Raw genomic sequence first — 25,155 nt, forward strand, 5'->3', positions numbered from 1 at the left:
ATACTTGGTTATGAAAAAGATATTTTTATTCCTCCTTATTTTACCCTTTATCGCTATAGGGCAAGAAAAAGGAATAACATTTGAGCAGGGACTGGACTGGAATCAAATTAAAGAAAAGGCGAAGAAAGAAAACAAATATATTTTTGTTGATGTCTTTACGACTTGGTGTGGTCCTTGCAAATATATGTCATCAACTGTATTTCCTCAACAAAAAGTTGGTGATTTCTTCAACGCTCAATTTGTGAGTACAAAAATCCAAATGGATAAAACAGACAAAGATAATGAAGGGGTGAAAAGTTGGTACAATGAAGCCGAGCGCTTTGCTAAAGATTATAACATCGTAGCATATCCAACCTTTTTAGTATTCAGTCCACAGGGAGAGCTTGTTCACCGCATGGTGGGTGGTGGAGAAGCGGACGAATTTATAGCACGCGCAAAAGAGGCTTTAAATCCAGAAACACAATATTATACACTGCTAAAGACTTTTGAAAATAATCCAACCGATTTACCTTTAGCACATCGTATGGTAAAAGCGGCAAATACGGCTTACGATGAGGCTACTGTGATCAAAGTTGAAGATATTATTCTTTCTCATACAAGGCCTGAGGATCTAACTAAAGAATGTGCAACCTATTTAATAACAAATACACGTACAACGAAATCGAAGGCTTTTGAATTATTGCGTAATCAGCCTGAAAAAATTGATGCCTTATTAGGTAAAAATGGGGAAGCTAACCGTGTTGTTGCTTCTGTTGCTGTCAATGAAGTATTAGGAAAGAAAATCGACTTTAATACAGAACCTAATTGGGAATCTTTAAAAACGGAGGTAAGCCAAAAATATAGCAATATCAATTTTGAGCCGATATTTAAGATTATGAAAGCACAATATTATATGCAATCCCATAATTGGCCTGCTTTCACTGCTATCATTGAAAACTATTTAACTTCTGAAGATTTAACTTCGAATCAATTAAATAGTTATGCGTGGGAAATTTTTGAAAAGTGTAATGATGCTGCTTGTCTCAATGCGGCTTTAAAATGGAGTAAAAAAGCAGTTGAACAAGATACGAGAAGTGCTTATCTAGACACCTATGCTAATTTATTATATAAAAAAGGAGATAAAGTGAATGCGATCAAGTGGCAAGAACAAGCGTTATCGCTAGCTATGGAAGGCGAACAAGGTAATTATCAAGATACGCTTACTAAAATGAAGAGTGACCTTCCTACTTGGCAATAAACAAATGATGAGGGTTCGCGATTGAACGATAAAACAAAGCGGCTGAAAATTAGAAATTTTCAGCCGCTTTGTTTTATAACTATGGATACTATTTTTTCAAAGATTTGATATCAATAACAAATCGATATTTTACATCCGACTTAATCATACGCTCATAGGCTGTATTGATGTCTTGGATATCGATCACTTCAACATCAGAAACAATGTTATGCTCTCCGCAGAAATCCAACATCTCTTGTGTTTCTTTGATACCTCCAATAAGTGATCCAGCTAAGTGACGACGCTTCATGATCAACAAACCTCCATGTACGCCTGGTAAAGGTTCTACAGCTCCTACAATACACATCGTTTTATCCAATTTCAATAGGTTCAAATATGGATTAACATCATGTCCTACTGGAATCGTATTCAACAGAAAATCAAATGTATTATTGTGTTTCGCGAGTTGTTCTGGATCTTTAGAAAGTAACACTTCATCTGCTCCTAACTTTTTCGCGTCTTCTCCTTTTTCTGCTGATGTTGTAATCATGACCACATGAGCACCCATTGCTTTAGCAAATTTCACGCCCATATGTCCTAATCCACCCAGACCAATAACACCTACTTTATCGCCAGCTTTTACATTCCAATGGCGTAATGGAGACCAAGTTGTGATACCTGCACACAATAAAGGTGCTGTTGCTTTTATGTCAATATTAGTGGGTATACGCAGCACGAAATCTTCTTCTACTACAATATTTTCAGAATATCCACCATAGGTAACACCTCCGTATTTCGAGTTCGCACTATTATAGGTTCCAATCAATCCATTTTCACAATATTGCTCTAAGCCTTCATCACAAGAATGGCAATGCTTACAGGATTCAACCATACAGCCGACTCCTACCAGATCGCCTACTTTGTATTTGGTCACCTTCGCTCCTATGGCTAACACGCGACCGATAATTTCATGTCCTGGCACTACTGGATAATGAGGTTCTCCCCATTCTGCTCTCGCGGTATGAATATCACTATGGCAAACACCACAATATTCAATATCAATAAACACATCCTTATCATCTAGATCCCGACGTTGGATCTCATGTGCTCTTAAATCTTCTGACTTCGAAAAGGCAGCATATGCTTTTGTACTCATTATATCTTTGTTTTAAGTAAAAATAAGTCTTTCTATAAAAAATCCACTCTTTTTGGGAGTGGATTTACTTTCAAATGATAATTATTTTAATGTCTTTATGCCCATATTCCAAAGTGTAAAAGCAAATTTATCGGCTGTCTCATTGATAACAACTTCTGTAGATCGACCAGCACCATGTCCTGCTTTAGTCTCAATCCGAATGAGAACTGGGCGCTCACAGTTTTGTTTTGCCTGAAGCTCTGCGGCGAACTTATACGAATGCGCAGGTACTACGCGATCATCATGATCTCCTGTTGTTACGAGCGTTGCAGGATAGCACACACCAGCCTTAACATTATGTACAGGTGAATATGCTTTCAAATAATCAAACATTTCTTTGCTATCATTTGCTGTTCCATAGTCATATCCCCAACCGGCTCCAGCAGTAAAGGTGTGGTAACGCAACATATCCAATACACCTACTGCAGGTAAGGCTACTTTTGCAATAGCAGGGTTTAACGTAATCGTTGCACCCACTAACAATCCACCATTAGAACCTCCCGACAAAGCGGTATAGTCTGGTGAAGTGTACCCATTGGTTTGTAAATACTCAGCAGCTGCGATGAAATCATTAAATACGTTCAATTTATTGAATTTACGACCGCCATCATGCCATTTTTGTCCATATTCACCTCCACCTCTTAAATTTGCAACAGCATATACACCTCCATTTTGAATCCAATTGGCTGTCGACACACTAAATCCAGGGGTTAGGCTGATATTAAAACCACCATAGCCATAGACGATCGTAGGGTTTTTACCATCTAGTTTAAGTCCTTTCTTGTAGGTGATGATCATTGGTACCTTTGTACCATCTTTTGAGGTATAAAACACTTGTTTTGATTCAAAATCATCAGGATTGAACTTTACTTTTGGTTTAATATAAACCTCAGATTGACCATTATCTACATTAAATTTGAAACTTGTAGATGGTGTGATATAGTTTGAAAAACCGTAATAAATGGTTTTCTCTTTTTTCTTTCCTGAAAACCCTGCAGCAGTACCGATTCCTGGTAATTTAATTTCACGAATCTTTTTACCTGTAAAATCATATTGTTCAATCACAGAAATAGCATCCTTTAAGTAATTGGCGAATAAATAACCTCCACCAGTAGAAATTGCTAAAACATTTTCTGTCTCAGGAATCACATTCACCCAGTTTTTAGCCTCAGGGTGAAGAATATTTGTTTTTACCAGTCTATTGTTCGGGGCATTTAAATTGGTCTGCAGATAAAAAGTTTCGCCATCATTATCCACAATGTATGTACTGCTTTCAAAACCACTTAAAATATTGACGATTTTACTTCCTGGCTTAGACAAGTCTTGTATATATAATTCATTACCTGTTGTGGTATTTGCAGCAGAAATAACTAAAAACCGTTCATCATCTGTCAAAGATGCACCAATATAACGACGAGGTACTTCCGTCCCTCCAAAAATCATTTTGTCTGTCGTTTGCTTAGTACCTAATTGATGAAAATATACCTTATGTTGATCTGTTTTTTCAGACAGCTCTGAACCTTTTGGTTTATCGTAGCTTGAATAATAAAATCCGGTGTTTCCTTTCCAAGCGATACCTGAGAATTTAATGTCAATAAGGGTTTCACCAATTTGCTTCTTATCTGCGGTATTCAAAACAATGACTTTTCTCCAGTCTGAACCGCCTTCGGAAATCGAATAAGCCATTAAACTCCCGTCTTTAGAAAAACTCACATCAGATAAAGAGGTTGATCCATCTTTAGAGAATGTATTGGGATCTAAGAATACTTCCTCCTTTCCACTTTTCGTTGCTTTTCTATACAAAACAGCATGTTGTTGTAAACCATCATTTTTATAAAAATAGGTATAATCACCTTCAACAAATGGAGTACCTACTTTTTCGTAATTCCAGATATCTGTCAATTGCTTTTTCAATTGATCACGATAAGGAATCTGTGCTAAATAATCAAAAGTCAATTTATTTTGCGCAACAACCCAATCCTTTGTTTCTGTTGCTAAATCATCCTCTAACCAACGGTATGGATCGGGAACTGATTCTCCAAAATACTCATCAACGACTTGATCCTTCTTTGTATCTGGATATTTCATTCCTTGGGCATTCCCTTGCTGTATGGCTGACATTGCAATTACGGTTAAAATTAAACTCAGTTTTTTATTCATATTTTGTCAAATAAGGTTATAAACAAAATTAACAAAATTAAATTTGTTTCTCGTTCTCTTAATTTATTAGATTGTACAAAACTTTTTACAATCAAAAATTCGTTTAATACAGAAAATATCGCATTTTGCATCCGCATAAACTAAAATCGTATGATTCATAAAATATTTTTCACTTTGGGTGTTTTGGCTAGTATGAGCTTCACTGCTTCTCTCGCACAAACTAACCCGCTATTACCCATTAAGCAATACCGTGTTACAGAAACCAAAGTCAATGATCTGATTCATACGAAATTGGATGTTAAGTTTGATTATGTCAAACGTTACCTCTATGGGCAAGAATGGGTGACATTAAAACCGCATTTTTATCCCACAGACTCTTTACGCCTTGATGCAAAAGGAATGGATATCAAGGAAGTTTCTTTGCAAAATGATAAACAGAAAACAGCTTTAAAATATGAATACGATAGTGAATCGCTGTTGATTCATTTAGGAAAGACATTTCAATCGACAGATTCCTATACCATTTACATTGCCTACACGGCAAAACCTGATGAGCTAAAAGCAAAAGGAAGTGCTGCTATTACGGATGCCAAGGGATTGTACTTTATCAATCCAGATGGAAAAGATCCTAACAAACCTATTCAAATATGGACACAGGGAGAGACAGAAGCCTCTTCGGTCTGGTTTCCTACGATAGATAAGCCTAGTCAGAAAACAACATCTGAAATTTCAATAACCGTAAAGGATCAGTATACAACGCTCTCCAATGGTGCATTGACTAATCAACAGAAAAATGCAGATGGCACGAGAACAGATACCTGGAAAATGACCCAAGCGCATTCTCCTTATTTGTTTATGATGGCTGTTGGTGATTTTAAAATTTTTAAAGATCAATATAAATCTATTCCTGTAGATTATTATCTAGAGCCTAAATATGCCCCATTTGCAAAGCAAATCTTTGGAAAAACACCAGATATGATGGCGTACTACAGCCAAGTTTTAGGTGTCGAGTATCCATGGAATAAATATGCACAAGTGGTGGCTCGTGACTATGTGTCCGGAGCGATGGAAAATACAACTGCGACCCTACATGGTGAATCTGTTCAAAAAACGACACGTGAATTGCTTGATGATAACCAGGAAGGGACTATTGCACATGAGTTATTCCATCAATGGTTTGGTGATTTGGTGACTGCTGAATCATGGTCAAATCTGACGATGAATGAATCTTTTGCCACATTTGGAGAAGTCATCTGGCGCGGTCATGATGGCGGTCAGGACAAAGAAGATAAATCTCGTTTCGAAAAGCTTCAAAGCTATTTAAGATCGACTAAAAATGGACAAAGCCCAACCTTAGCTCGCTTTTATTATAATGATAAAGAGGATATGTTTGATAATATTTCGTACTCAAAGGGTTCTATTATTCTGTATGCGTTAAAAAATCAAATGGGAGATACTGCTTTCTATAAATCATTACAAAAATATTTAACAGACAATGCCCATAAGGCTGGAGAGACACACCAACTTCGGTTGGCGATGGAAGAAGTGACAGGAAAAGACTGGAATCCTTATTTCAATCAATGGTATTATCAAGGTGGACATCCCATATTGGACATTCAATATACCTATGAAAATGGTATTCAGAAATTAGCCATTAAACAAATTCAAGATAGTACCGTACAAACCTTCACGTTACCGCTAAATATTGATTTCTATACCGCAAATGGGAAAGAGACAAGGTCTATTGTTATGAATCAACGTGCGCAAGAATTTACTTTCCCTTTTGCTCAAAAGCCTGATTTCATCGATTTTGATCCCGCTAAAATATTAGTAGGTGAAGTTCGTGACAATAAAACACAAGCAGATTATAGTTATCAATATAAAAATGTACCTACTTATTTTAATCGAAGCAAAGCAATTGGTTATGCTTTATATAATAAGAACGTTGAAACAACCAAAATCTTAATAGCAGCTCTAGATGATAAGGAAGAGGATCTTCGGGCTATTGCGATACAAGGATTGGATTTAAATGATCCTGCTCTAAAAAAATTGGTCGAGTCTAAAATTATTGCAATCGCACAACAAGATCCAAAAACAAAGGTACGTGCTTCTGCCATCTTTGCTTTAGGGAATAGTCGTGATCAAAAGAATTTGTCGATCATTGAGAAAGGTTTGAAAGAACAGTCATATGCAGTCATCAGTGCGTCTCTACTTGCAATCAAAAAATTAGCTCCAGCGAAATTGAATCAAGCGATTGAATCTGTGGATTCGGAAGCGAAAGAACATCTCGCCTCTTTAATTGCATCGCTTAAGAAAAACCCTTAGTTGTAGAACAATCATGAGTCCCAAATAAAAAAGACTCGAACGAATAAATTTGAAATCCGAAGTGATTTAGGTAGTTTTGAGCACATGTCAACAGCAAAAAATATCTATTTCGCTTCGGATTTTCATTTAGGATCTTATCCTTTAGAGAAGTCCAAAGAAAGAGAGCGTCTCATTATCTCTTGGCTTGACCATATCAAGCACGATGCTTCCGAACTCTATTTAGTAGGTGATATTTTTGATTTTTGGTTTGAATACAGCACCGTTGTCCCGAAAGGATATATTCGATTTTTAGGAAAATTAGCTGAATTAGTGGATGCTGGTATTAAACTCACCGTATTCAAGGGCAATCATGACATGTGGATGTTCAGTTACTTAAAAGAGGAACTTCAAGCCACGATTGTTGATGATGAATTCATTATCGAACGCGATAATAAAACTTTCTATTTGCATCATGGAGATGGATTAGGTATAGGAGATCGGAAGTATAAGCTACTCAAGAAAATCTTCCGCAGCAAAACTTGTCAATGGCTTTTTGCACGTTTACATCCCAATTTAGGGATTGGTATCGCTACGCGTTGGTCGAAACATAGTCGCCTTGCCAATAATGCAGATGAGCAATTCTTAGGTGAGGATAAAGAATGGTTAATTGGCTACGCAAAAGAGATGGAAGCGAAAACCCACCATGATTTTTATATTTTCGGCCATCGCCATCTCCCCTATGATAGGAAACTTTCGGATCAAAGTCGTGTGATAAACCTCGGAGAATGGATTAATTATCACACCTATGCGGTTTGGAACGGTCAAGAACTTGTGCTTGAAAAATGGGTGAAATAAGCAAAAGCCTACGGGAGTGCCTTTTGAACTATTATCCATTAGCGGAAAGTGATATCGCTGCTATTGAGGCGATCACCACAGTCGTCCACATCCCTAGAAATACCATTATTATCCAACAAGATAAACTGCAACACGACATCTACCTTTTGTCGTCTGGATTGGCGAGAATATATTACGAAGTGCCTGATCGAGAAATTACATTAGATTTTAACGATGCTGGCAGTATGTTGATGTCCATCAATACCTATTCGCGTAATCAACCTGGGTATGAAAATATTTCCATTTTGGAAGACGCTATTTTATTTAAAATAAACCCTACTGCTCTTTTTAAGTTGTACGAAGAAAATATTCGGATTGCCAATCTGGGCAGAAAGATCGCAGAGTACGAATTCATCAAAATCGAACAACGTGCGATGTCTAAGCTATTCAACTCTGCCCAAACCAGATATATGGATCTCCTTGCGAAATACCCAACTTATATCAACCGCATCAAATTAGGCTATATCGCTTCTTACCTAGGAATTTCTCAGGTTACCTTGAGTCGCATACGTGCTTCCATTCGTTAATTTTTTAACATATGTAAAAAATAATCCAGCTATTTCTAATCATCTTTGTGGAAACAAATACATCAAGATATGAATTGGATATTACTAATTTTAGGAGGGTTATTCGAAATCGGATTTACCTCTTGTCTAGGAAAAGCGAAACAAAGTGAGGGTGCTGAAATGTATCTTTGGTATCTTGGGTTTGTTATCTCTCTTTTTGCGAGTATGGGATTATTGATCAAAGCGACACAAACATTACCGTTGGGTACAGCTTATGCCGTATGGACAGGAATCGGTGCTGTGGGCACGGTATTAATTGGTATATTTTTCTTCAAAGAAAGTGCAGATTTCTGGCGCATATTCTTCATTTTCACACTTATTGCTTCCATTATAGGTCTTAAAGCAGTTTCTTCACATTAAGCACAAGAACTGTTATAAAAGCGACAAAATTTCTTTACTTTTGTAAGCTCAAAAGCTCCTGCTATTATAGCAGGATTTGAATTATTTGAATTATGCTAGAAAAATTACAAGCTATAAAAGAAAGATGGGAAGAAGTGGAGGCTGAATTAAGCAATCCAGATACCATCAAAGATATGAAGCGTTTTGCTAAATTAAATAAAGAGTACAAAGATTTAGGCAAAATTGTAGACCAATACCATATTTACAGAAATATGGTCAGCAACATCGAAACAAATAAAAATATCATCAGCAATGAGAAAGATCAAGAGCTTCGTGAGATGGCGAAAGAAGAGCTTGATATCTTATTGAGTACGAAAGAAGAGAAAGAAGACGAGATCCGCATGATGTTAGTTCCCAAGGATCCAGAAGATGACAAGAATGCTATATTGGAGATTCGTGGTGGTACTGGAGGTGATGAAGCTGCCCTATTTGCAGGTGATTTATACCGTATGTATACCCGTTTCTTTGAGACCAAAGGCTGGAGAGTTGAGGTGATGGATGTAACAGAAGGAACTTCTGGTGGATATAAAGAGGTGATCTTAAAAGTAATCGGTGAAGATACCTACGGACAATTGAAATATGAATCGGGTGTACACCGAGTACAGCGTGTCCCAGATACAGAAACTCAGGGTCGTGTCCATACTTCTGCAGCATCTGTTGCTGTGCTTCCAGAAGCAGAGGAAGTCGATGTTGAAATTAATCCTGGCGATGTTGAATTACAAACTTCTCGTTCTGGTGGTGCCGGAGGTCAAAACGTCAATAAGGTTGAAACAAAAGTACAATTGACACATAAACCATCAGGAATTGTCGTGGTTTGTCAGGTAGAACGTTCTCAACTTGCTAACCGCGAATTGGCGATGGAGATGCTTCGTACAAAACTTTACGAGATTGAATTGAACAAAAAGAACGGTGATATCGCTGCTAAGAGAAAAACTCTAGTATCGACAGGTGACCGCTCGGCAAAAATCCGTACGTATAACTACCCACAAGGAAGATTTACAGAACACCGAATTGGTATGACCACCTACAATTTACCTGCTATTTTGGATGGTGATATTCAACCAATTATCGATGCATTGCAATTTGCTGAGAATGCAGAAAAGATGAAAGACGGCGCTGTAGACTAGATTTTTTAAAAAAATATTAGCAAATAAAGAAATAAACGCTATATTTGCACACCTTCAAGAGAGAAGGTAAATGGTCTGGTAGTTCAGCTGGTTAGAATACATGCCTGTCACGCATGGGGTCGCGGGTTCGAGTCCCGTCCAGACCGCTAAAAAGAGGTAACCTCAAAACAGTTCTTTAACAACATTTAAAATTTGGTCCGGTAGTTCAGCTGGTTAGAATACATGCCTGTCACGCATGGGGTCGCGGGTTCGAGTCCCGTCCGGACCGCCAATTTTAAATATAACTTTACATTTTTCGGTCTGGTAGTTCAGCTGGTTAGAATACATGCCTGTCACGCATGGGGTCGCGGGTTCGAGTCCCGTCCAGACCGCCAAAAAATAGTAAAAAACGGTCCGGTAGTTCAGCTGGTTAGAATACATGCCTGTCACGCATGGGGTCGCGGGTTCGAGTCCCGTCCGGACCGCTGAAATAAGAAAGCTTTCAATGCACATTGAAAGCTTTTTTTGTTTTATTGATGTTCACTCAAACAACACCATTGGATACCTACAACCTAGGTTAGATTTTAAAATAGCGTTCCTTTAGTTGAGAAATTCCTTTCAAACTTAATAGCAGTTTTTCTTAAAAAGAATGCGTCTGGAATCAGGCTAATGATCAAGTGTGTGAACTAAAATTAGTGTATGATCTGTGCCTTCATTGTTCAATTTGTCTTAAACTTCTTCTCCTATTTCTATTGTCTTCTTCAGGATAAGACACAGTAGCAATTTTTAACCAGCTCTTGCTATTGGACGTTATTTGTTCGGATATTAGACGGATATTGGACGCATGAGCTTCGGATGTAAGCGTCCAATATCCGTAAGAGATCCGTCCATTATCCAGCTGATATTAAAAGATGATAGCTCATTATATTCGCTATTGTCTTCATCCGTTTCTGACTACTGAATTTACCTTCATCCTTAACTATTACCTTGCAAACAAGCTCAAATAATAACCGAATGCAACACGCTAACAGATTGAAACTATTGATTTGGAACAAATGAGCACCTATACATGAGTGTTCACTGTTAGGTATATAAAGGAACAGGTTAACGCACCTGACCAAAGCAATCCGACATGATTAACTGTGTGTGAACTAGACATTCTCCTGTCCCTAGGTAGGGATCAAGTACGGACTAAGCAGGGATAAAGCGTACATACAGTATTAAAAGTATACCTAAAACGCAGTATCAACGCTCTTACCACGCTCTTACCAGTTCCAAATATCGTGCTCTCTTGAATAACGCTTTATCTATGCTTATACCCTGTAGTATACCTGCTTAGGGACTGGACCAATCGTGCTTCCATCTTCTGAGTAGTATGAGAGCACTATTAAAAGCTATTTACTAAATAACCTGCGTTCAATTCATCAGGTTACTAACCAATTAGCTACATACTGATGAATCGAACGCAGGTTACTAAGCCTTCCAGGTTCTATTTAAAGCTATTTATTCTGCGCTTACGGCAAATTCAGCCCCTGAGGCAAAGTCTTGCCCATTTTGAGAACTTAATGCCGTAAATCGAATATAACGCCCTTTTACAGGCTTTGATAAAGTGACTGTTTTTGGTTTTCCATTATTTTCAAAATTTCCTTCGGCAACTGGAGTTCCCCAGTTTTTGCCATCCGTACTGATTTGCAATTTATATCCCTTGATGTTCCCATTTCCACCGCCTTCACGTGGTGTATAGGTAAAAGCTTTAATGGTTTTGATTGCAGCTGCGTCAAAATCTACCCAATGCGGATACTGAGCCACGGTAACCGAATACATCGAATGCCAAATGGTAGATGGATCCCCATCTAATAAATTGGCAGCTTCTCCTTCCCCTGTTTCTTCACTAGAAGCAAAGATCACCTGCATCGGAATACTTGAAATTTTAGGAAATTCAAAGGTAACTTTCACCTTTTCATTTCCCTTCGCCCATGCCGTTACCAGACCGCCTTCACGTAAATTGAAAGGGGTTTTAAATGCTTTTGCCTGACCTTTACCAATACTGTAATATAATTCTGCTTGTGGATTTTCACTTGAGATTTGAATGTCGCCAGTCCGATTTCTCGAAACTGCAATTGGCATATCTCCTGCTACCCGAACTTGTGCCTTTTTACTATAATCTTGATTGGAAACAGGACGTATAATAAAACCAAATGAAGTTGACTTTGCTTTTACACGATCTTGTTCCAATGGAGGCCCTTGTCCACAGCTATTTCCACCTAAACCTGTAACTGCGGCATCGATATGCAGATGGGTTCCAGAACTCTTTGGTAATTTATAAGGATGGCTTGCTAGCATCAACTCCAATTCACTCCAAGGTAATGCAGATGTAGATAGGTGATCTTTTGCAATAAATGCAACTCCATTGCCTGAAGCATCTGTCAAAGCAGTCCAACGGACTTCTTCATTATTGCTCATACTTTGTGGGTTCGGCCAAGGAACAAATTGATCTTTAACTGTACTTTTATGTAATTCAATATTTTGCGCCGTTTTACGATCTGCATAATTATTGATTGGTCCTCTACCGTAATAGGTATAGTTACTGTATTCTTGTGGTAATTGCAATCCATATCCTAATCTTGCTAATGCGAATGTTTCATCATTCGAAGTAACATTCGCTTCTAATTCTAACGAACCATCTTGATAAACTGTCCAAACTTGATTTGTTGTAAACTTAAAGTCATCAGCGCCAAATGGTCTATCGGTATGCTCTTGAATGGTATAGGTACCAGAAGTACCTCCATGAACGGAGGCTGCGTTTGGTGCTTGTGATTCGACTAAGAAAGAAAGAACGATAGCACCATCTTGTCTTGTATAAATTGAGCTAGACAATGCTTTGTGTTTTAGATTGTGTAATCCCTTTTGGAACCATTGTTGGTAAGCCCAGTTATCATTGTCTACTGCTGCTCGGAACGCGTCCAATTTAGGTCCTTCCCCATCACGAATAATTTGCTTTCCAGCATAGTTTAAGCTATAGATAGATCCATTTTCTATATCAAACTTGACCGTAAAGTCTTTTCCTTGAATAACCTTTAATTTTTGTTCATCAATGCTATTCAATTGACCTTTTGTTTGTACAGCTGCAATGGAAGTTTTATCTTCTGCAGCTTTTACAAACAGCTGTTCTTCCATTTGTAAATATCCTTTTTCTGCCCACAGCCTATCCTTCCCTAATAGAAACTGTATTTTAACAAAATATTCAGATTGTTTATTTAGTTTTTGAAAATCCAATGGTAAGGTGACTGTTTTTTTCTCACGAGCTCGAATATCATCTCCCTTGTCAAGTACAGGAGTTGGTTTTTTCACCTCTACCCCATTTTCATATAACGACCATACAATATCATAATCTGCTAAAGAAACAAAATAGTTCTTATTGAACAGCTCTATTTTACCTTGCGTGATATCAACGGATTTAACCCCAACATTTTGGTATACTTTCTTCAATTCATAGTATTGTGGTTTTGGTTTCATATCTGCGAAAATCAAACCGTTATTGACAAAGGTGCCATCATTAGGTTTGTCACCAAAATCACCACCATAGGCAAGGAATTTTTCTCCCGTTTGTTTATCGTAATAATACATCGCCTGATCAATCCAATCCCAAGTAGCTCCTCCCATAAAGAAGTTCGTAGACTCGATCGCTTTCCAATAATCAATCAGGTTACCTGATGCATTTCCCATCGAATGTGCATACTCTGATATGTGAAAAGGATATTTCATTTTGAATTCACCTTTCACCGCTTGGCGTACCCATTCGATAGAAGGATACTGGTTGGAACCAATATCCACAATATTGTTGTTACGCTCATATTGAACAGGACGAGAAACATCAAATTTTTTGATGGCTTCATAAGCTGCTACGAAGTTTTTTCCAGGTCCAGCTTCATTTCCCAATGACCATAATACAATTGCAGGGTGATTGACATCCGCATGAATCATTTCTAAGTTACGTGCTACGTGTGCATTTTTCCATTCTGGTGGATGTGAAAGAGAAGCATCTCCATAATAATATTCATGGCTTTCAATATTCGCTTCATCTTCTAGATAAATTCCGTACTTGTCACATAAATAGTACCAATAGGGATCATCAGGATAATGTGAATTACGAACATGGTTGATATTCGCTTTCTTCATTAATCTGATTTCCTGTTCCATTTGTTCACGTGTCACCACTTTCCCTTTTTCTGGGTTTGACTCATGGCGATTGACACCTTTCAGTTTAATGGTTTTACCATTCACATAGAAGTATCGGCCTGCCAAACCAAACTCGTCATCCGAGGCTTTGGTATCTTTAATTTCAACTTTACGGAAACCTACATAGGTGGAACTTGTTTCGATGGTTCGATTTTTATTATCTTTTAGTTCTGCAACAAGTGTGTATCGATAAGGATTTTCTGCAGACCATTTATTGGGGTTTTCAACTGGAAGAACTGCCTGCACAATAGCTGAGCGATTAGCACTTACGTCTACAATATTACTGGAGATCGCGTTTGATTGGAAGGCATTAGTGTTATCGCTATATAATTCATTGGCATATAATGTATAGTGTACCTTGTATCCTTTAACTTCTTTTTTTGTTGTATTGCGAATTTCAGTTTTGATTGCTAACGTTCCATTTTGATAATTTGCATCCAAATCTGGTATAGCAATGAGATCTCGAATTTGAACCTTAGGCTTACTCGTCAACGCTACTGTTCTAAAAATACCTGGAAGACGAAACATATCCTGAGCTTCTATAAAAGATGCATCAGAACTTCGGTATACCTGTACTGCGACTATATTTTCACCCTTTTTATTCAAAAAGTTTGTGATATTGAAGGACGCTACATTACGGGAGTTTTTAGAAAATCCAACATATTTGCCATTGATCCATAAATAGAAAAACGAATCAACACCGTCAAAGTTGATGTAGATATCTCGTCCATCCCAATTCGCGGGAACAGTAAAAGAGCGTCTGTAAGATCCAACTTCATTCCGGTAGATATAGGTTGTCCAATCTTTAGGTGCTGTACGCATTACTCCTCCCTTCCAGTCATCAACTTTTACGGTATGTTTGAATATCACTTGTTGATTGACATAGATCGGTACTCCATATTTTAATGTACCATCTTTTTGGATACCTGCGATATTCCAACTCATCGGAACAGCAACATTATCCCAAGCGGAAACATTTTCTTGAGGATCAAAAAAGTTTTTCGGTCGCTCATCAGGTTCTTTTACCCAATTGAATTTCCATGTACCATTCAGAGACTGCCAATACGGACTGTTTTCTGGTAATACTTTACGTGCACTATTGGCATCTTGGAAAGAAAAGAAATAGGCATGTGGTTGCTCTTTATTGAGCGCTAAATCTTGTGGAGACTCCCATTCTTTTCCAGTAGGAGCTGTTTCAACTCCATAACGAAATCCTGCAACCGAATCGCCTATCTGTGCATTTGTTTGGTATGTCGATGTCAATAAAACTGCCATTATACAGCTTATTTTCATAGCGAAGATTCTAATCATACTTAATTGTTAAATAGAGGTTATTTTATAAAAATATAAACAATATCATGAATTACAAGACCTTAAACTCAATCATTCGATTGCGTAAATTTTCATATCTATATGAGCCTAAGTGATTTTATAAAAATAATCTTGTAGAACAAGGATTGATATTCCTATTATTAATGTGATAAAAAACATCTGTTTACAATACGAAATCAGTAATTTTTACGTTTAAAAAATTTATTCATATCAAAAAAAAAGAGTAGGTTTGACGTAACATAGCATGGTTTTTTGGAGTGAACTTCAGAAATATTAAACACATTGGGTTACTATTAGTTATATAAGGTATTAATAGGTGAGTAAGATCAGTAAATCAAATAAGCTCGATAATGATGAGCAAATCATAGCAGGAATCAAAACTGGGAATAGTATAGCACTTGATACGATCTATCAATTATACTACCCCTCGATTGAGCATATGATTACTCAGAATAATGGGAGCGAAGATGAGGCAAAGGATATTTTCCAAGAGGCGGTTATTGTTTTATATGACAAGGTCTCCAAGGGAAATTTTGAATTAAGCAGTAAGCTTAAGACTTATCTTTATTCGATTTGCAGAAGGCTTTGGCTAAAACAGTTAAATCGTGCAGGTTTTGGTTCAAGTGACATCAGTGGATACGAGGATTCGTTAGTTGATGATGATGATATTGAAAAACATCAGGAGCTTGACAAAAAATTTGATCAAATGGAACAAGCAATGAACCTTATCGGTGAACCTTGCAAAACCATTCTTCATGATTTTTATATCGAAAACCACTCCATGCAGGATATCTGCGAGAAATTTGGATATACAAATACTGACAATGCCAAAACTCAAAAATACAAATGCCTGCAAAGGTTAAAAAAACTGTTTTTCACGCAGTAACTAATTTAGAGTAACAAACAATGAGTATGATGAGTCAACAAGAATTTTTTGAATTAGCAGATCGCTATCTCAGAGATGAAATGACAAAAGAAGAACGCTTCTCTTTTGAATCTTTCTGTGCAGAAAATCCTTCTTTCTCGGCGCAACTAGTACAACACCGTCAATTTCTGAATAATTTAAAGGATACACAGGCACGTATTGATTTTAAACAACAACTTACGCAATCTGCTAAAACCTATCATCAAGCATATCAGAAAGCGAAGGTTATACCAATGAAACAAACAAAAATTGTTTCTTTATGGGAAAAGTTGAAGGCGAGTTCTTTAGTGGCAGCAGCAGTTGCAGTAGTAGCGGTTTTTTCGACATTATGGATGTCTGGTTATTACAAAAATATTGATAAAGCCAATACAGATTATAGTGCTTTAAAACGAGATATGAACAATGTGAAGAGAAATGTTAATGAACATAACGCTGCACTAAAAAGTATCAATAATAAATCAACAAAAACGAATGAAGCTTCTGCCAGTCAATTTGGAGCTACTGGATTTATGGTATCGAACAACGGTTATGTGGTTACTAATTATCACGTAGTCAGTGGCGCAGATTCTATTTATCTTCAAAATAACAAAGGAGAATCTTTCAAAGCACAAGTGATCCATTCAGATGCGACTAATGATCTAGCGATTTTACTCATCGCAGATGCTAATTTTAAAAAGGGGAAAACACTACCCTATACATTTAAAACTGGTGCATCTGATTTGGGAGAAGATATCTATACCATTGGTTTCCCTCGTGATGAAGCCGTATATGGTCAAGGGTATTTAAGTTCTGCTACTGGATATGCTGGTGATACGATTGCTTATCAAATTTCTATTCCTGTCAACCCAGGTAACAGCGGAGGACCTGTAATGGATACAAAAGGAAATGTGATCGGTATTATCAGTGGAAAACAAAGAGGTATTGATGGAGCTGCTTTTGCCATCAAAACAAAATCTATCTTAAAAGCTTTGGATGAAATACCAGCAGATTCTTTACAAGGTCAAGTGAAATTGAATAAGAAAAATATGTTATCTGGTTTATCTAGAACCGAACAGATCAAGAGACTACAAGATTATATATACATGGTGAAAGTATATTAATCACTAAAAATATCTTTAAATAAGAAAAGGCGTCCAAATATTTGGACGCCTTTTCTTATTTAAAGATCAGCACATGCTGATGGAATTACATTATTAAATCCTACAAATTTGGCTGAGGCGTTGTTCTCAAGTAAGGTTTGATTTCTTTAAAACCTTTTGGAAACTTAGCTGGAATATCTTCCGTCTTAATTGCAGGTACGACAATCACATCTTCTCCATGCTTCCAATCTGCAGGTGTAGCAACAGAGTAATCCGCTGTTAACTGCAAGGAATCTATGACACGTAAAATCTCATCAAAATTACGACCAGTAGAAGCTGGGTACGTTAATGTCAGTTTTACTTTCTTATCAGGACCTATAATAAATACCGATCGAACGGTCGCTGTAGCAGAAGCATTTGGATGAATCATATCATACAATTCAGAAATATGCTTGTCTTCATCTGCAATAATTGGGAAATTAACCGTTGTATTCTGTGTTTCATTGATATCTTCAATCCAAGTCAAATGATCTTGTAAAGGATCTACACTTAAAGCAATCGCCTTTACTCCTCTTTTGTCAAACTCTGATTTTAGTTTTGATGTACGACCAAGTTCGGTTGTACATACAGGTGTAAAATCTGATGGGTGAGAGAAAAACACGACCCAACTATCTTGAATATATTGATGGAAATCAATGTCTCCTATTGTTGTTTGCGCTTTAAAATTTGGCGCTTCATCTCCTAATCTTAAACTCATATTTTACTATTTAGAACTTGTTAAAACAATTTACTCTACAAATATAGTAGATTTTTAATCAATATAAAACATTACCCTGTCTTTTTAAGAAAAGCTTAACATTATTTATTTGTTTTTGCTATGCTTGCATAATAAAAAAATAGTATATTTACTTACAAACCATTACGAATGTACATATTATGAATTTTGAACTCAACGAAGAATATAAAATGATTCAGGAAGCCGCAAGGGATTTTGCACAGCAAGAACTCAAACCTGGTGTCATAGAAAGAGATGAAAAAGCTGTCTTTCCTTATGAACAGATCAAAAAAATGGGTGAATTAGGTTTCATGGGCATGATGGTGGATATCCAATATGGTGGTGCTGGATTGGATGCTTTGGCTTATACCATGGTGTTGGAAGAAATTGCCAAAGTCGATGCATCTGCCGCTGTTATTATGTCTGTCAATAATTCCCTTGTTTGTTATGGTTTGCAGGCATTTGGGACAGAAGAACAAAAATTAAAATATTTGAAACCTTTAGCTTCTGGGGAAAAACTGGGTGCATTTGCACTATCAGAACCTGAAGCGGGATCTGATGCAACATCACAACATACGGTTGCAGAAGATAAAGGGGATTATTATCTTCTTAATGGAACGAAAAACTGGATTACGAATGGAGGTAATGCAGATATCTACTTGGTTATTGCACAGACACACCCTGAGAAAGCACATCGTGGCATCAATGTATTGATTGTAGAGAAAGGAATGGAGGGATTTACAATTGGTCCTAAAGAAAATAAATTGGGGATTCGCAGTTCAGACACACACTCCTTAATGTTCTCGGATGTGAAAGTACCAAAAGAAAATCGCATTGGGGAAGATGGATTTGGATTTAAGTTTGCCATGAAAACATTAGACGGTGGTCGTATTGGTATTGCGGCACAAGCCTTAGGCATAGCTGCTGGTGCTTATGATCTTGCCTTAGCCTATTCTAAAGAGCGTAAGACCTTTGGTAAGCCAATTTCGGATCATCAAGCGATCCAATTTAAGTTAGCAGATATGGAGGTTGAAATTGAAGCGGCGAGATTATTGACTTATAAGGCAGCATGGACAAAAGATCAAGGGCTTCCATACAGTAAGGAAGCGGCTATGGCTAAACTACATGCTTCAGAAGTCGCCATGAAAACCAGTATTGAGGCCGTACAGATTCATGGAGGTTACGGATATGTGAAAGAATATCATGTAGAACGATTGATGCGTGATGCAAAAATTACACAGATTTACGAGGGAACATCGGAAATACAGCGATTAGTGATTGCGAGAGAGATCTTAAAATAATAATACAAAGGGGGACGAATTAAATCATCCCCCTTTTTGTTTTTCTCATTTTAATACTGCTGTGACTTTATAAATCTTTACAACAGATCAATGTGTTATTCGATGTCTTCTTAAGAAAGCTTGTTATCTATCGTCGATAAATAACTGTAATCTTCAAATGCAAAATTTGATGTTTCTTGCATCACATAATTTAACAGCAATTTCGATTTTAGTAATAAGATTTGTTGCTCCTTCTCATCCAAACTTCTCAATCCATCGTGCATCAAAACTAAAGCTAAGGGTCTGATCTGCTCTACTTCCAAATCCTCTTTGACATAATTTCTCAATTCTTCATCGGTTACCAATAAAAAATAATTTCGGCTTTTCTTAAAAAACTCCTCATATGCTTTATCAAACACAACAGCCGTTGGTTCATCAAAAGCATGATGTTCATCCACAAGCAATCTCAGAAATTTCCCCATTTCATTGACCCAATTCAGCAATGAATCCTTTTCAAATCTAATTCCCATATTTATCTTATTTGTCCATTACCGGTTACAAACCATTTTTCAGTCACTAATTTCTCTAAAGCAAAAGGTCCTCTCGCATGAAGTTTTTGTGTCGAGATACCAATTTCTGCTCCTAATCCAAATTCTCCTCCATCGGTGAATCGCGTAGAGGCATTTGCGTAAACCGCAGCAGCATCTACTGCATTCATAAATCGTTCCAATTTAATTGGGTCATTGGAGACCATACATTCAGAATGTCGCGATGAGTGTGTTGCAATATGTGTTAATGCTTGACCCAAACCATTCAGTACTTTAACTGAACATTTCAAATCTAAGAATTCTCGACCGAAGTCAGCCTCTTCTGCTTTCTGCAAATAGGGATAATGGAGTTGTTGAAGCAATGCATAGCTCTTTTCATCTGCAAAGACTTCTACTTTTGCTGCTACAAAAGGATTTATTATCCCTTCCAAAAACGGAACAGCAATCTGTTCATCCAATAAAATCGTGTCTAAGGCATTGCAAACGGAAGGACGAGATATCTTAGCATTTGCTACAATGGCAACAGCTTTATCGATGGACGCGGATTGTTCTACGTAAGTATGGCATACTCCTGCCCCAGTTTCAATAACCGGTACTTTAGCATGGGTACGAACGAAATCAATGAGGGATTGCGATCCTCTTGGTATAATGATATCCACATACTTGGTTGCCTCCAACAATTCTTGCACAAATCTTCTATCGGTTGGCAATAATTGGACAATATTGGGGTTTAAGTTATGCTTCAATAATACTCCTTGAATAATTTGGATGAAAATACTGTTGGTATGAAAAGCATCTGTTCCTCCTCTTAGCAAGCAAACATTTCCAGACCGAATACAAAGGGAAGCCACATCGATGGTCACATTTGGTCTTGACTCATAAATGACTGCCACCACGCCTAAAGGAACAGCTTTCTTCTGCAACAGTAATCCATTTTCCAGTACTTGTTCTGATAATAACTTACCTGCAGGATCTGCTAATTGCGCTACATCTAAAACACTTCTTGCTAATGTATGGATACGTTCTTCGTTTAAAACTAAGCGATCTCTTTTGGGATCATCTATATCTAACTGGCTCAAATCCTTTTCATTTTCCACAATGATCGCTTTCCACTGCACGACAATGGCATCTGCTAAATCTTTTAATAGCGACTCCTTTCTGCTAGAATCGAGTTGATTTATATCTTGGGTAGCTGCTAGAGCTGCTTTTAACTGTTCTGTAATATTTTCCATTCTACAACAATACGATATCATCAGCATGCGCTAATGCGACATTTTTTTTATTTCCTTCTTCCTGTAAAGATGCGGTATCTAATTTTGACTTTGCTACTGCGATGGTATTTCCCGCATCATCAAAAATATGAAATACCTCTCCCTGTTCAAACGCTTGAACGATTTGTTTTACTCCAACCAGTAAAAGGCTTTTGCGGTTTAATAATGCCTCCACTGCTCCCTGATCAACAATTACTTTTCCTTTGATCAAACTACCACTAGCCAGCCATTTATTACGAGAGGACACCTTTTTAGTTTCAGGAAGGCATACCGTGCCCGTCTCTCCTTTTATCGCTTTTAGCAATCCATTTTCTGTTTGCATACTGAAAATAACTGCTCGAATTCCCATTTGATTGGCCAATCGGGCAAAGTTCAATTTAGAAGTCATTCCTCCCAAACCTACTGAAGACTTATCTTTTCTGGCTAGCGAAAGCGCTGCTTTATCGATCACTTTTAATTCTGGAATAACCTTTCCTTTTGCATCTAAGACACCTGGCACCGACGTGCTAAATAAAATTTGTTCAACACCAAAACCAACAGCAATTAATGTTGCCAATTCGTCATTATCTGAGAATTTTAATTCATTATTACTCACGACATCATTCTCGTTCGCTACAGGAATAATATTGTTTTTCCAAAGCTCCTCATAGGTGCTTTTCAATTGTAGAAATTGGTCTCTATTCGCAAAATGTTGACGTTCACATAAGCTTTGTGCCAATGCAATCTTAAAAGGTCTGAAGTAAGTACTATAGGTCTGCAATAGCAATGGATTACCAATTGCAGCTGCCGCTTTGCGTTCTGATAAGGTACCCGCATAGTTTGGTAAATATTTTTTCCCGGCAGCCACTGCTCCAGAAGATACCAACACAATGTTATAGTGTTGCTGTAATTGAGCGGTCTGTCGAGCAATCTCCAATACAATCCGCTCGTCTACTTCTCCATCTTTTGTTGTGATAGAGGCCGAGCCAAACTTGATCACAACTATTGGCTTTTTCATGTAATTTTCTGCTTAGTTTAGTAGGTATTGACTTATTCTTATAAAAATAACGAAGCGTTTTGATAAAAGAAAGGTTTATCAAAAAAATCTAGTAAATTAATATATTTTATATGGTACAGTTTATGCAGTATAATCATGAACTTAATAGATCAAATTATGAATCGTATACTTTACATGATAATAGCAGCTGCGATTTCAGTTGTTTCTTGTCAATCCAATACAAATAACAAGCAGGCTGAAAATACAAAGGATTCGACAATCGTCGGAGCGGACAAAGATAAAAATGGCTGTATTGCAAGTGCGGGTTATACTTGGTCAACTTTAAAAGATAGCTGTGTGCGACCTTTCGAACAAATACAACTGGGTGTCATCAATAATCAAGATACGTACGAAACGGCAGCTTATTTAATTATTGACGAGGCTAAACATGGAGCAGAAGTGTTTATTAAAGAAAACCCAGAAAGTATTGTTCTCAAGCATGTAAAAGAACACGAGTATGCAAATAATGATTACAGATTGATCCAAGATGATCATTGCTGGACATTAATAAAGGGAGGTGACGAACTTTATAAAGAAAAACAATAAAAGCCAGAATAATCCGGCTTTTATTGTTTCAAGGTATCACGCAATCCTACAGAAAACAAACCACTGCTAACTTGATTGGTAAGCTCTCGTAAAACCTACGATTAAGAGAATCTTTCTTCAAATAACTTTTCGAGCGAGAACATTTCATCCCGCAGTTTCGCAGCTTCCAAAAAGTCCATTTCTTTTGCCGCTTTTTCCATTTTCTTACGGACGGTGTCAATAGCTTTTTTCAGTTCTTTCTCACCCAAATACTGCAATACAGGATCTGCTGCAATGCTCACTGACGGATCTGGTTCTACATATATTTGTTGTTCCAATCCATTATAATCAGATAATGACGTTTGTCCCATAATTTCCTCTTTTGTTTTACCAACCGTCCGAGGTGTTATATGATGTTCTTCATTATATTTCATTTGTTTTTCACGACGGCGATTCGTTTCTTCAATTGTAGCGCGCATACTATCGGTCATCTTATCCGCATACATGATTACACGACCTTTATCATTACGTGCTGCACGTCCAATCGTTTGGATCAATGATCTTTGCGAACGTAAGAAACCCTCCTTGTCGGCATCTAAAATAGCGACCAACGTTACTTCTGGTAAATCTAATCCTTCTCTTAATAGATTAACCCCCACCAGAACATCAAATTCTCCCAAACGCAATCCACGAAGAATTTCCACACGCTCCAAGGTTTTTACTTCAGAGTGGATATAACGCACTTTTATATGCAGTTTCGTCATATATTTCGTCAGCTCTTCTGCCATCCGCTTCGTCAAAGTAGTTGCTAAAACACGTCCTCCTGCTTTAATGGCTTTATCGGCCTCTTCTAGAAAATCATCCACCTGATTGATCGCGGGATGCACTTCTATAATCGGATCCAATAAGCCCGTCGGACGAATAACTTGCTCCACAAAAACTCCTTCTGTTTGTTGTAACTCATAATCACCAGGTGTCGCAGAGACATAAATCGTCTGATTAGTCAGGGATTCAAATTCTGGAAAATTCAAAGGCCTATTATCCAAAGCGGCTGGTAATCGAAACCCATGTTCGACTAAAGCAATTTTTCTCGAACGGTCTCCTCCATACATAGCACGTAGTTGCGGAATTGTGACATGGCTCTCATCGATAACAAGAAGATAATCTTCTGGAAAATAATCCAATAAACAGAAAGGTCTCATGCCTGGATCACGACCATCAAAAAATCTGGAATAATTCTCAATTCCTGAACAGTATCCCAACTCACGCATCATTTCCAAATCGTAATTGACACGTTCTTCCAAGCGTTTTGCTTCCAACATTTTTCCCTCATCTTCCAATTGTGTTTTCCGCTGTACCATTTCATCTTGAATAGCCCATATGGAAGAAGTGAATTTTTCTTTTGGTGTAACAAATAAAGTCGCTGGAAAAAGAGCTAGATCTTCCATCTTATTTAACGTTTTTCCAGATACAGGATCAATCTCACTTAACTCATCTATTTCATCACCAAAGAATGATACCCGAACCGCAAAGTCTAGATAAGCGGGGTATATATCGACCGTATCTCCTTTCACACGAAAGGTTCCTCTCTTGAATTCTGTTGTTGTACGGGCATATAAGATTTCAACCAAACGATGTAAAAAAGCATTCCTAGAAATCGTGTTTCCAACGGCAAAGCGAAAGATGGAACGAGAAAAATCTTCTGGATTACCCATACCATAAATGCAGGATACAGAAGATACGACTACGATATCACGCCTTCCAGACATCAGTGCTGTTGTCGTTGCCAAGCGTAGTTTTTCTATCTCTTCATTGATGGCTAGATCTTTTTCTATATAGGTATTGGATGAAGCTATAAACGCTTCTGGTTGATAATAGTCGTAATAGGAAACAAAATAATTAACCGCATTCTGTGGAAAAAACTGTTTAAATTCACCATACAGTTGTGCGGCTAATGTTTTATTATGACTCAAAATTAGCGTGGGTTTTTGTGTTTGCTGAATCACATTTGCCACGGTAAACGTTTTCCCTGATCCAGTAACTCCAAGTAATGTTTGATATTGTTCTCCTTCATTCAGGCCTGCTACCAATTCTTTAATGGCTCCTGGCTGATCTCCAGTTGGTTTATATTCTGACGTAAGCTGAAACTTCATAAAATCCTATTCAAGTACTCACAAATTTAATCAAAATATATGAGGCATTTACATATTTCCATGAGCACATAATAACAGGACTATTTTGCTGATAATCATGCGATAAATAAGAATATTTGTGTAAATTGCTACTAATCACTTTAAACTATATC

The 25,155-nt window shown here is 37.4% G+C and carries 18 protein-coding genes and 4 tRNA genes; 14 read left to right on the forward strand and 8 right to left on the reverse strand.

What is annotated here, in order from left to right; all coding sequences use genetic code 11:
* The first annotated feature begins 10 nt into the window (after positions 1–10).
* On the forward strand, positions 11–1,237 hold the full coding sequence (locus LZQ00_RS13685) for a thioredoxin family protein (protein ID WP_234509843.1): 1,227 nt from the start codon (positions 11–13) through the stop codon (positions 1,235–1,237).
* An 88-nt stretch (positions 1,238–1,325) separates the two neighbouring features.
* On the opposite strand, the gene LZQ00_RS13690 is transcribed toward LZQ00_RS13685, so the two are convergent.
* Positions 1,326–2,372, reverse strand: a complete 1,047-nt coding sequence (locus LZQ00_RS13690) for an NAD(P)-dependent alcohol dehydrogenase (protein WP_234509844.1) — start codon at positions 2,370–2,372, stop codon at positions 1,326–1,328.
* A gap of 81 nt (positions 2,373–2,453) precedes the next feature.
* Complete coding sequence (locus LZQ00_RS13695; RefSeq protein ID WP_234509845.1) at positions 2,454–4,571, reverse strand: prolyl oligopeptidase family serine peptidase; 2,118 nt, start codon at positions 4,569–4,571, stop codon at positions 2,454–2,456.
* Positions 4,572–4,721: 150 nt separating this feature from the next.
* Between LZQ00_RS13695 and LZQ00_RS13700 the strand changes: the two genes are divergently transcribed.
* The 9 genes from LZQ00_RS13700 (at position 4,722) to LZQ00_RS13740 (ending at position 10,325) form a co-directional block, all read left to right on the forward strand.
* A complete protein-coding gene (locus LZQ00_RS13700; protein WP_234509846.1) occupies positions 4,722–6,896 on the forward strand; it encodes a M1 family aminopeptidase in 2,175 nt (724 codons plus the stop codon).
* A gap of 84 nt (positions 6,897–6,980) precedes the next feature.
* Positions 6,981–7,730 (forward strand): UDP-2,3-diacylglucosamine diphosphatase, encoded by a 750-nt coding sequence (locus LZQ00_RS13705; RefSeq protein ID WP_234509847.1) that lies wholly within the window; start codon positions 6,981–6,983, stop codon positions 7,728–7,730.
* Positions 7,718–8,296 carry a Crp/Fnr family transcriptional regulator gene (locus LZQ00_RS13710; protein ID WP_234509848.1) on the forward strand — a complete coding sequence of 193 codons (579 nt, stop codon included), beginning with the start codon at positions 7,718–7,720 and terminating at the stop codon, positions 8,294–8,296. Before LZQ00_RS13705 ends, LZQ00_RS13710 begins: the two co-directional genes overlap by 13 nt.
* 69 nt (positions 8,297–8,365) lie before the next feature.
* Complete coding sequence (locus tag LZQ00_RS13715) at positions 8,366–8,695, forward strand: DMT family transporter (protein ID WP_234509849.1); 330 nt, start codon at positions 8,366–8,368, stop codon at positions 8,693–8,695.
* 92 nt (positions 8,696–8,787) lie between these two features.
* Complete coding sequence (gene prfA, locus LZQ00_RS13720; RefSeq protein WP_234509850.1) at positions 8,788–9,861, forward strand: peptide chain release factor 1; 1,074 nt, start codon at positions 8,788–8,790, stop codon at positions 9,859–9,861.
* Between the two features lie 72 nt (positions 9,862–9,933).
* A tRNA-Asp gene (locus tag LZQ00_RS13725) sits at positions 9,934–10,007 on the forward strand.
* Positions 10,008–10,055: 48 nt separating this feature from the next.
* Positions 10,056–10,132: transfer RNA gene (locus LZQ00_RS13730), tRNA-Asp, on the forward strand.
* Between the two features lie 26 nt (positions 10,133–10,158).
* Positions 10,159–10,235, forward strand: a tRNA-Asp gene (locus LZQ00_RS13735).
* A gap of 16 nt (positions 10,236–10,251) precedes the next feature.
* Positions 10,252–10,325, forward strand: a tRNA-Asp gene (locus LZQ00_RS13740).
* A 1,018-nt stretch (positions 10,326–11,343) separates the two neighbouring features.
* Here the strand turns inward: LZQ00_RS13740 and LZQ00_RS13745 are convergent.
* Positions 11,344–15,354: a glycoside hydrolase family 2 TIM barrel-domain containing protein gene (locus LZQ00_RS13745; RefSeq protein WP_234509851.1), complete on the reverse strand. Its 4,011-nt coding sequence runs from the start codon at positions 15,352–15,354 to the stop codon at positions 11,344–11,346.
* 373 nt (positions 15,355–15,727) lie between these two features.
* Here LZQ00_RS13745 and LZQ00_RS13750 point away from each other — a divergent pair, with 373 nt between their 5' ends.
* Positions 15,728–16,297: an RNA polymerase sigma factor gene (locus tag LZQ00_RS13750; protein ID WP_234509852.1), complete on the forward strand. Its 570-nt coding sequence runs from the start codon at positions 15,728–15,730 to the stop codon at positions 16,295–16,297.
* A gap of 20 nt (positions 16,298–16,317) precedes the next feature.
* A complete protein-coding gene (locus LZQ00_RS13755; protein ID WP_234509853.1) occupies positions 16,318–17,436 on the forward strand; it encodes a S1C family serine protease in 1,119 nt (372 codons plus the stop codon).
* A 100-nt stretch (positions 17,437–17,536) separates the two neighbouring features.
* Here the strand turns inward: LZQ00_RS13755 and LZQ00_RS13760 are convergent, their stop codons facing one another.
* Positions 17,537–18,172, reverse strand: a complete 636-nt coding sequence (locus LZQ00_RS13760; RefSeq protein WP_234509854.1) for a peroxiredoxin — start codon at positions 18,170–18,172, stop codon at positions 17,537–17,539.
* Between the two features lie 179 nt (positions 18,173–18,351).
* On the opposite strand from LZQ00_RS13760, the gene LZQ00_RS13765 reads away from it, so the two are divergent.
* Positions 18,352–19,491 (forward strand): acyl-CoA dehydrogenase, encoded by a 1,140-nt coding sequence (locus tag LZQ00_RS13765; RefSeq protein ID WP_234509855.1) that lies wholly within the window; start codon positions 18,352–18,354, stop codon positions 19,489–19,491.
* Between the two features lie 110 nt (positions 19,492–19,601).
* Here the strand turns inward: LZQ00_RS13765 and LZQ00_RS13770 are convergent, their stop codons facing one another.
* Genes LZQ00_RS13770 through proB form a run of 3 tightly spaced genes read right to left on the reverse strand, consistent with a single transcriptional unit; the run spans position 19,602 to position 22,286 of the window.
* On the reverse strand, positions 19,602–20,000 hold the full coding sequence (locus tag LZQ00_RS13770) for a hypothetical protein (RefSeq protein WP_234509856.1): 399 nt from the start codon (positions 19,998–20,000) through the stop codon (positions 19,602–19,604).
* Positions 20,001–20,002: 2 nt separating this feature from the next.
* The gene (locus tag LZQ00_RS13775) at positions 20,003–21,250 is read right to left on the reverse strand and encodes a glutamate-5-semialdehyde dehydrogenase (RefSeq protein WP_234509857.1); all 1,248 of its coding nucleotides are present in this window, start codon (positions 21,248–21,250) and stop codon (positions 20,003–20,005) included.
* Between the two features lies 1 nt (position 21,251).
* Positions 21,252–22,286: a glutamate 5-kinase gene (gene proB / locus LZQ00_RS13780; protein ID WP_234509858.1), complete on the reverse strand. Its 1,035-nt coding sequence runs from the start codon at positions 22,284–22,286 to the stop codon at positions 21,252–21,254.
* A 156-nt stretch (positions 22,287–22,442) separates the two neighbouring features.
* Between proB and LZQ00_RS13785 the strand changes: the two genes are divergently transcribed.
* Complete coding sequence (locus LZQ00_RS13785; protein ID WP_234509859.1) at positions 22,443–22,871, forward strand: hypothetical protein; 429 nt, start codon at positions 22,443–22,445, stop codon at positions 22,869–22,871.
* Between the two features lie 101 nt (positions 22,872–22,972).
* Here LZQ00_RS13785 and uvrB read toward each other — a convergent pair whose 3' ends face one another.
* Positions 22,973–25,003 carry an excinuclease ABC subunit UvrB gene (uvrB, locus tag LZQ00_RS13790; protein ID WP_234509860.1) on the reverse strand — a complete coding sequence of 677 codons (2,031 nt, stop codon included), beginning with the start codon at positions 25,001–25,003 and terminating at the stop codon, positions 22,973–22,975.
* Positions 25,004–25,155 lie beyond the last annotated feature (152 nt).

The sequence above is a fragment of the Sphingobacterium sp. SRCM116780 genome, assembly GCF_021442025.1.
GTDB lineage: Bacteria > Bacteroidota > Bacteroidia > Sphingobacteriales > Sphingobacteriaceae > Sphingobacterium.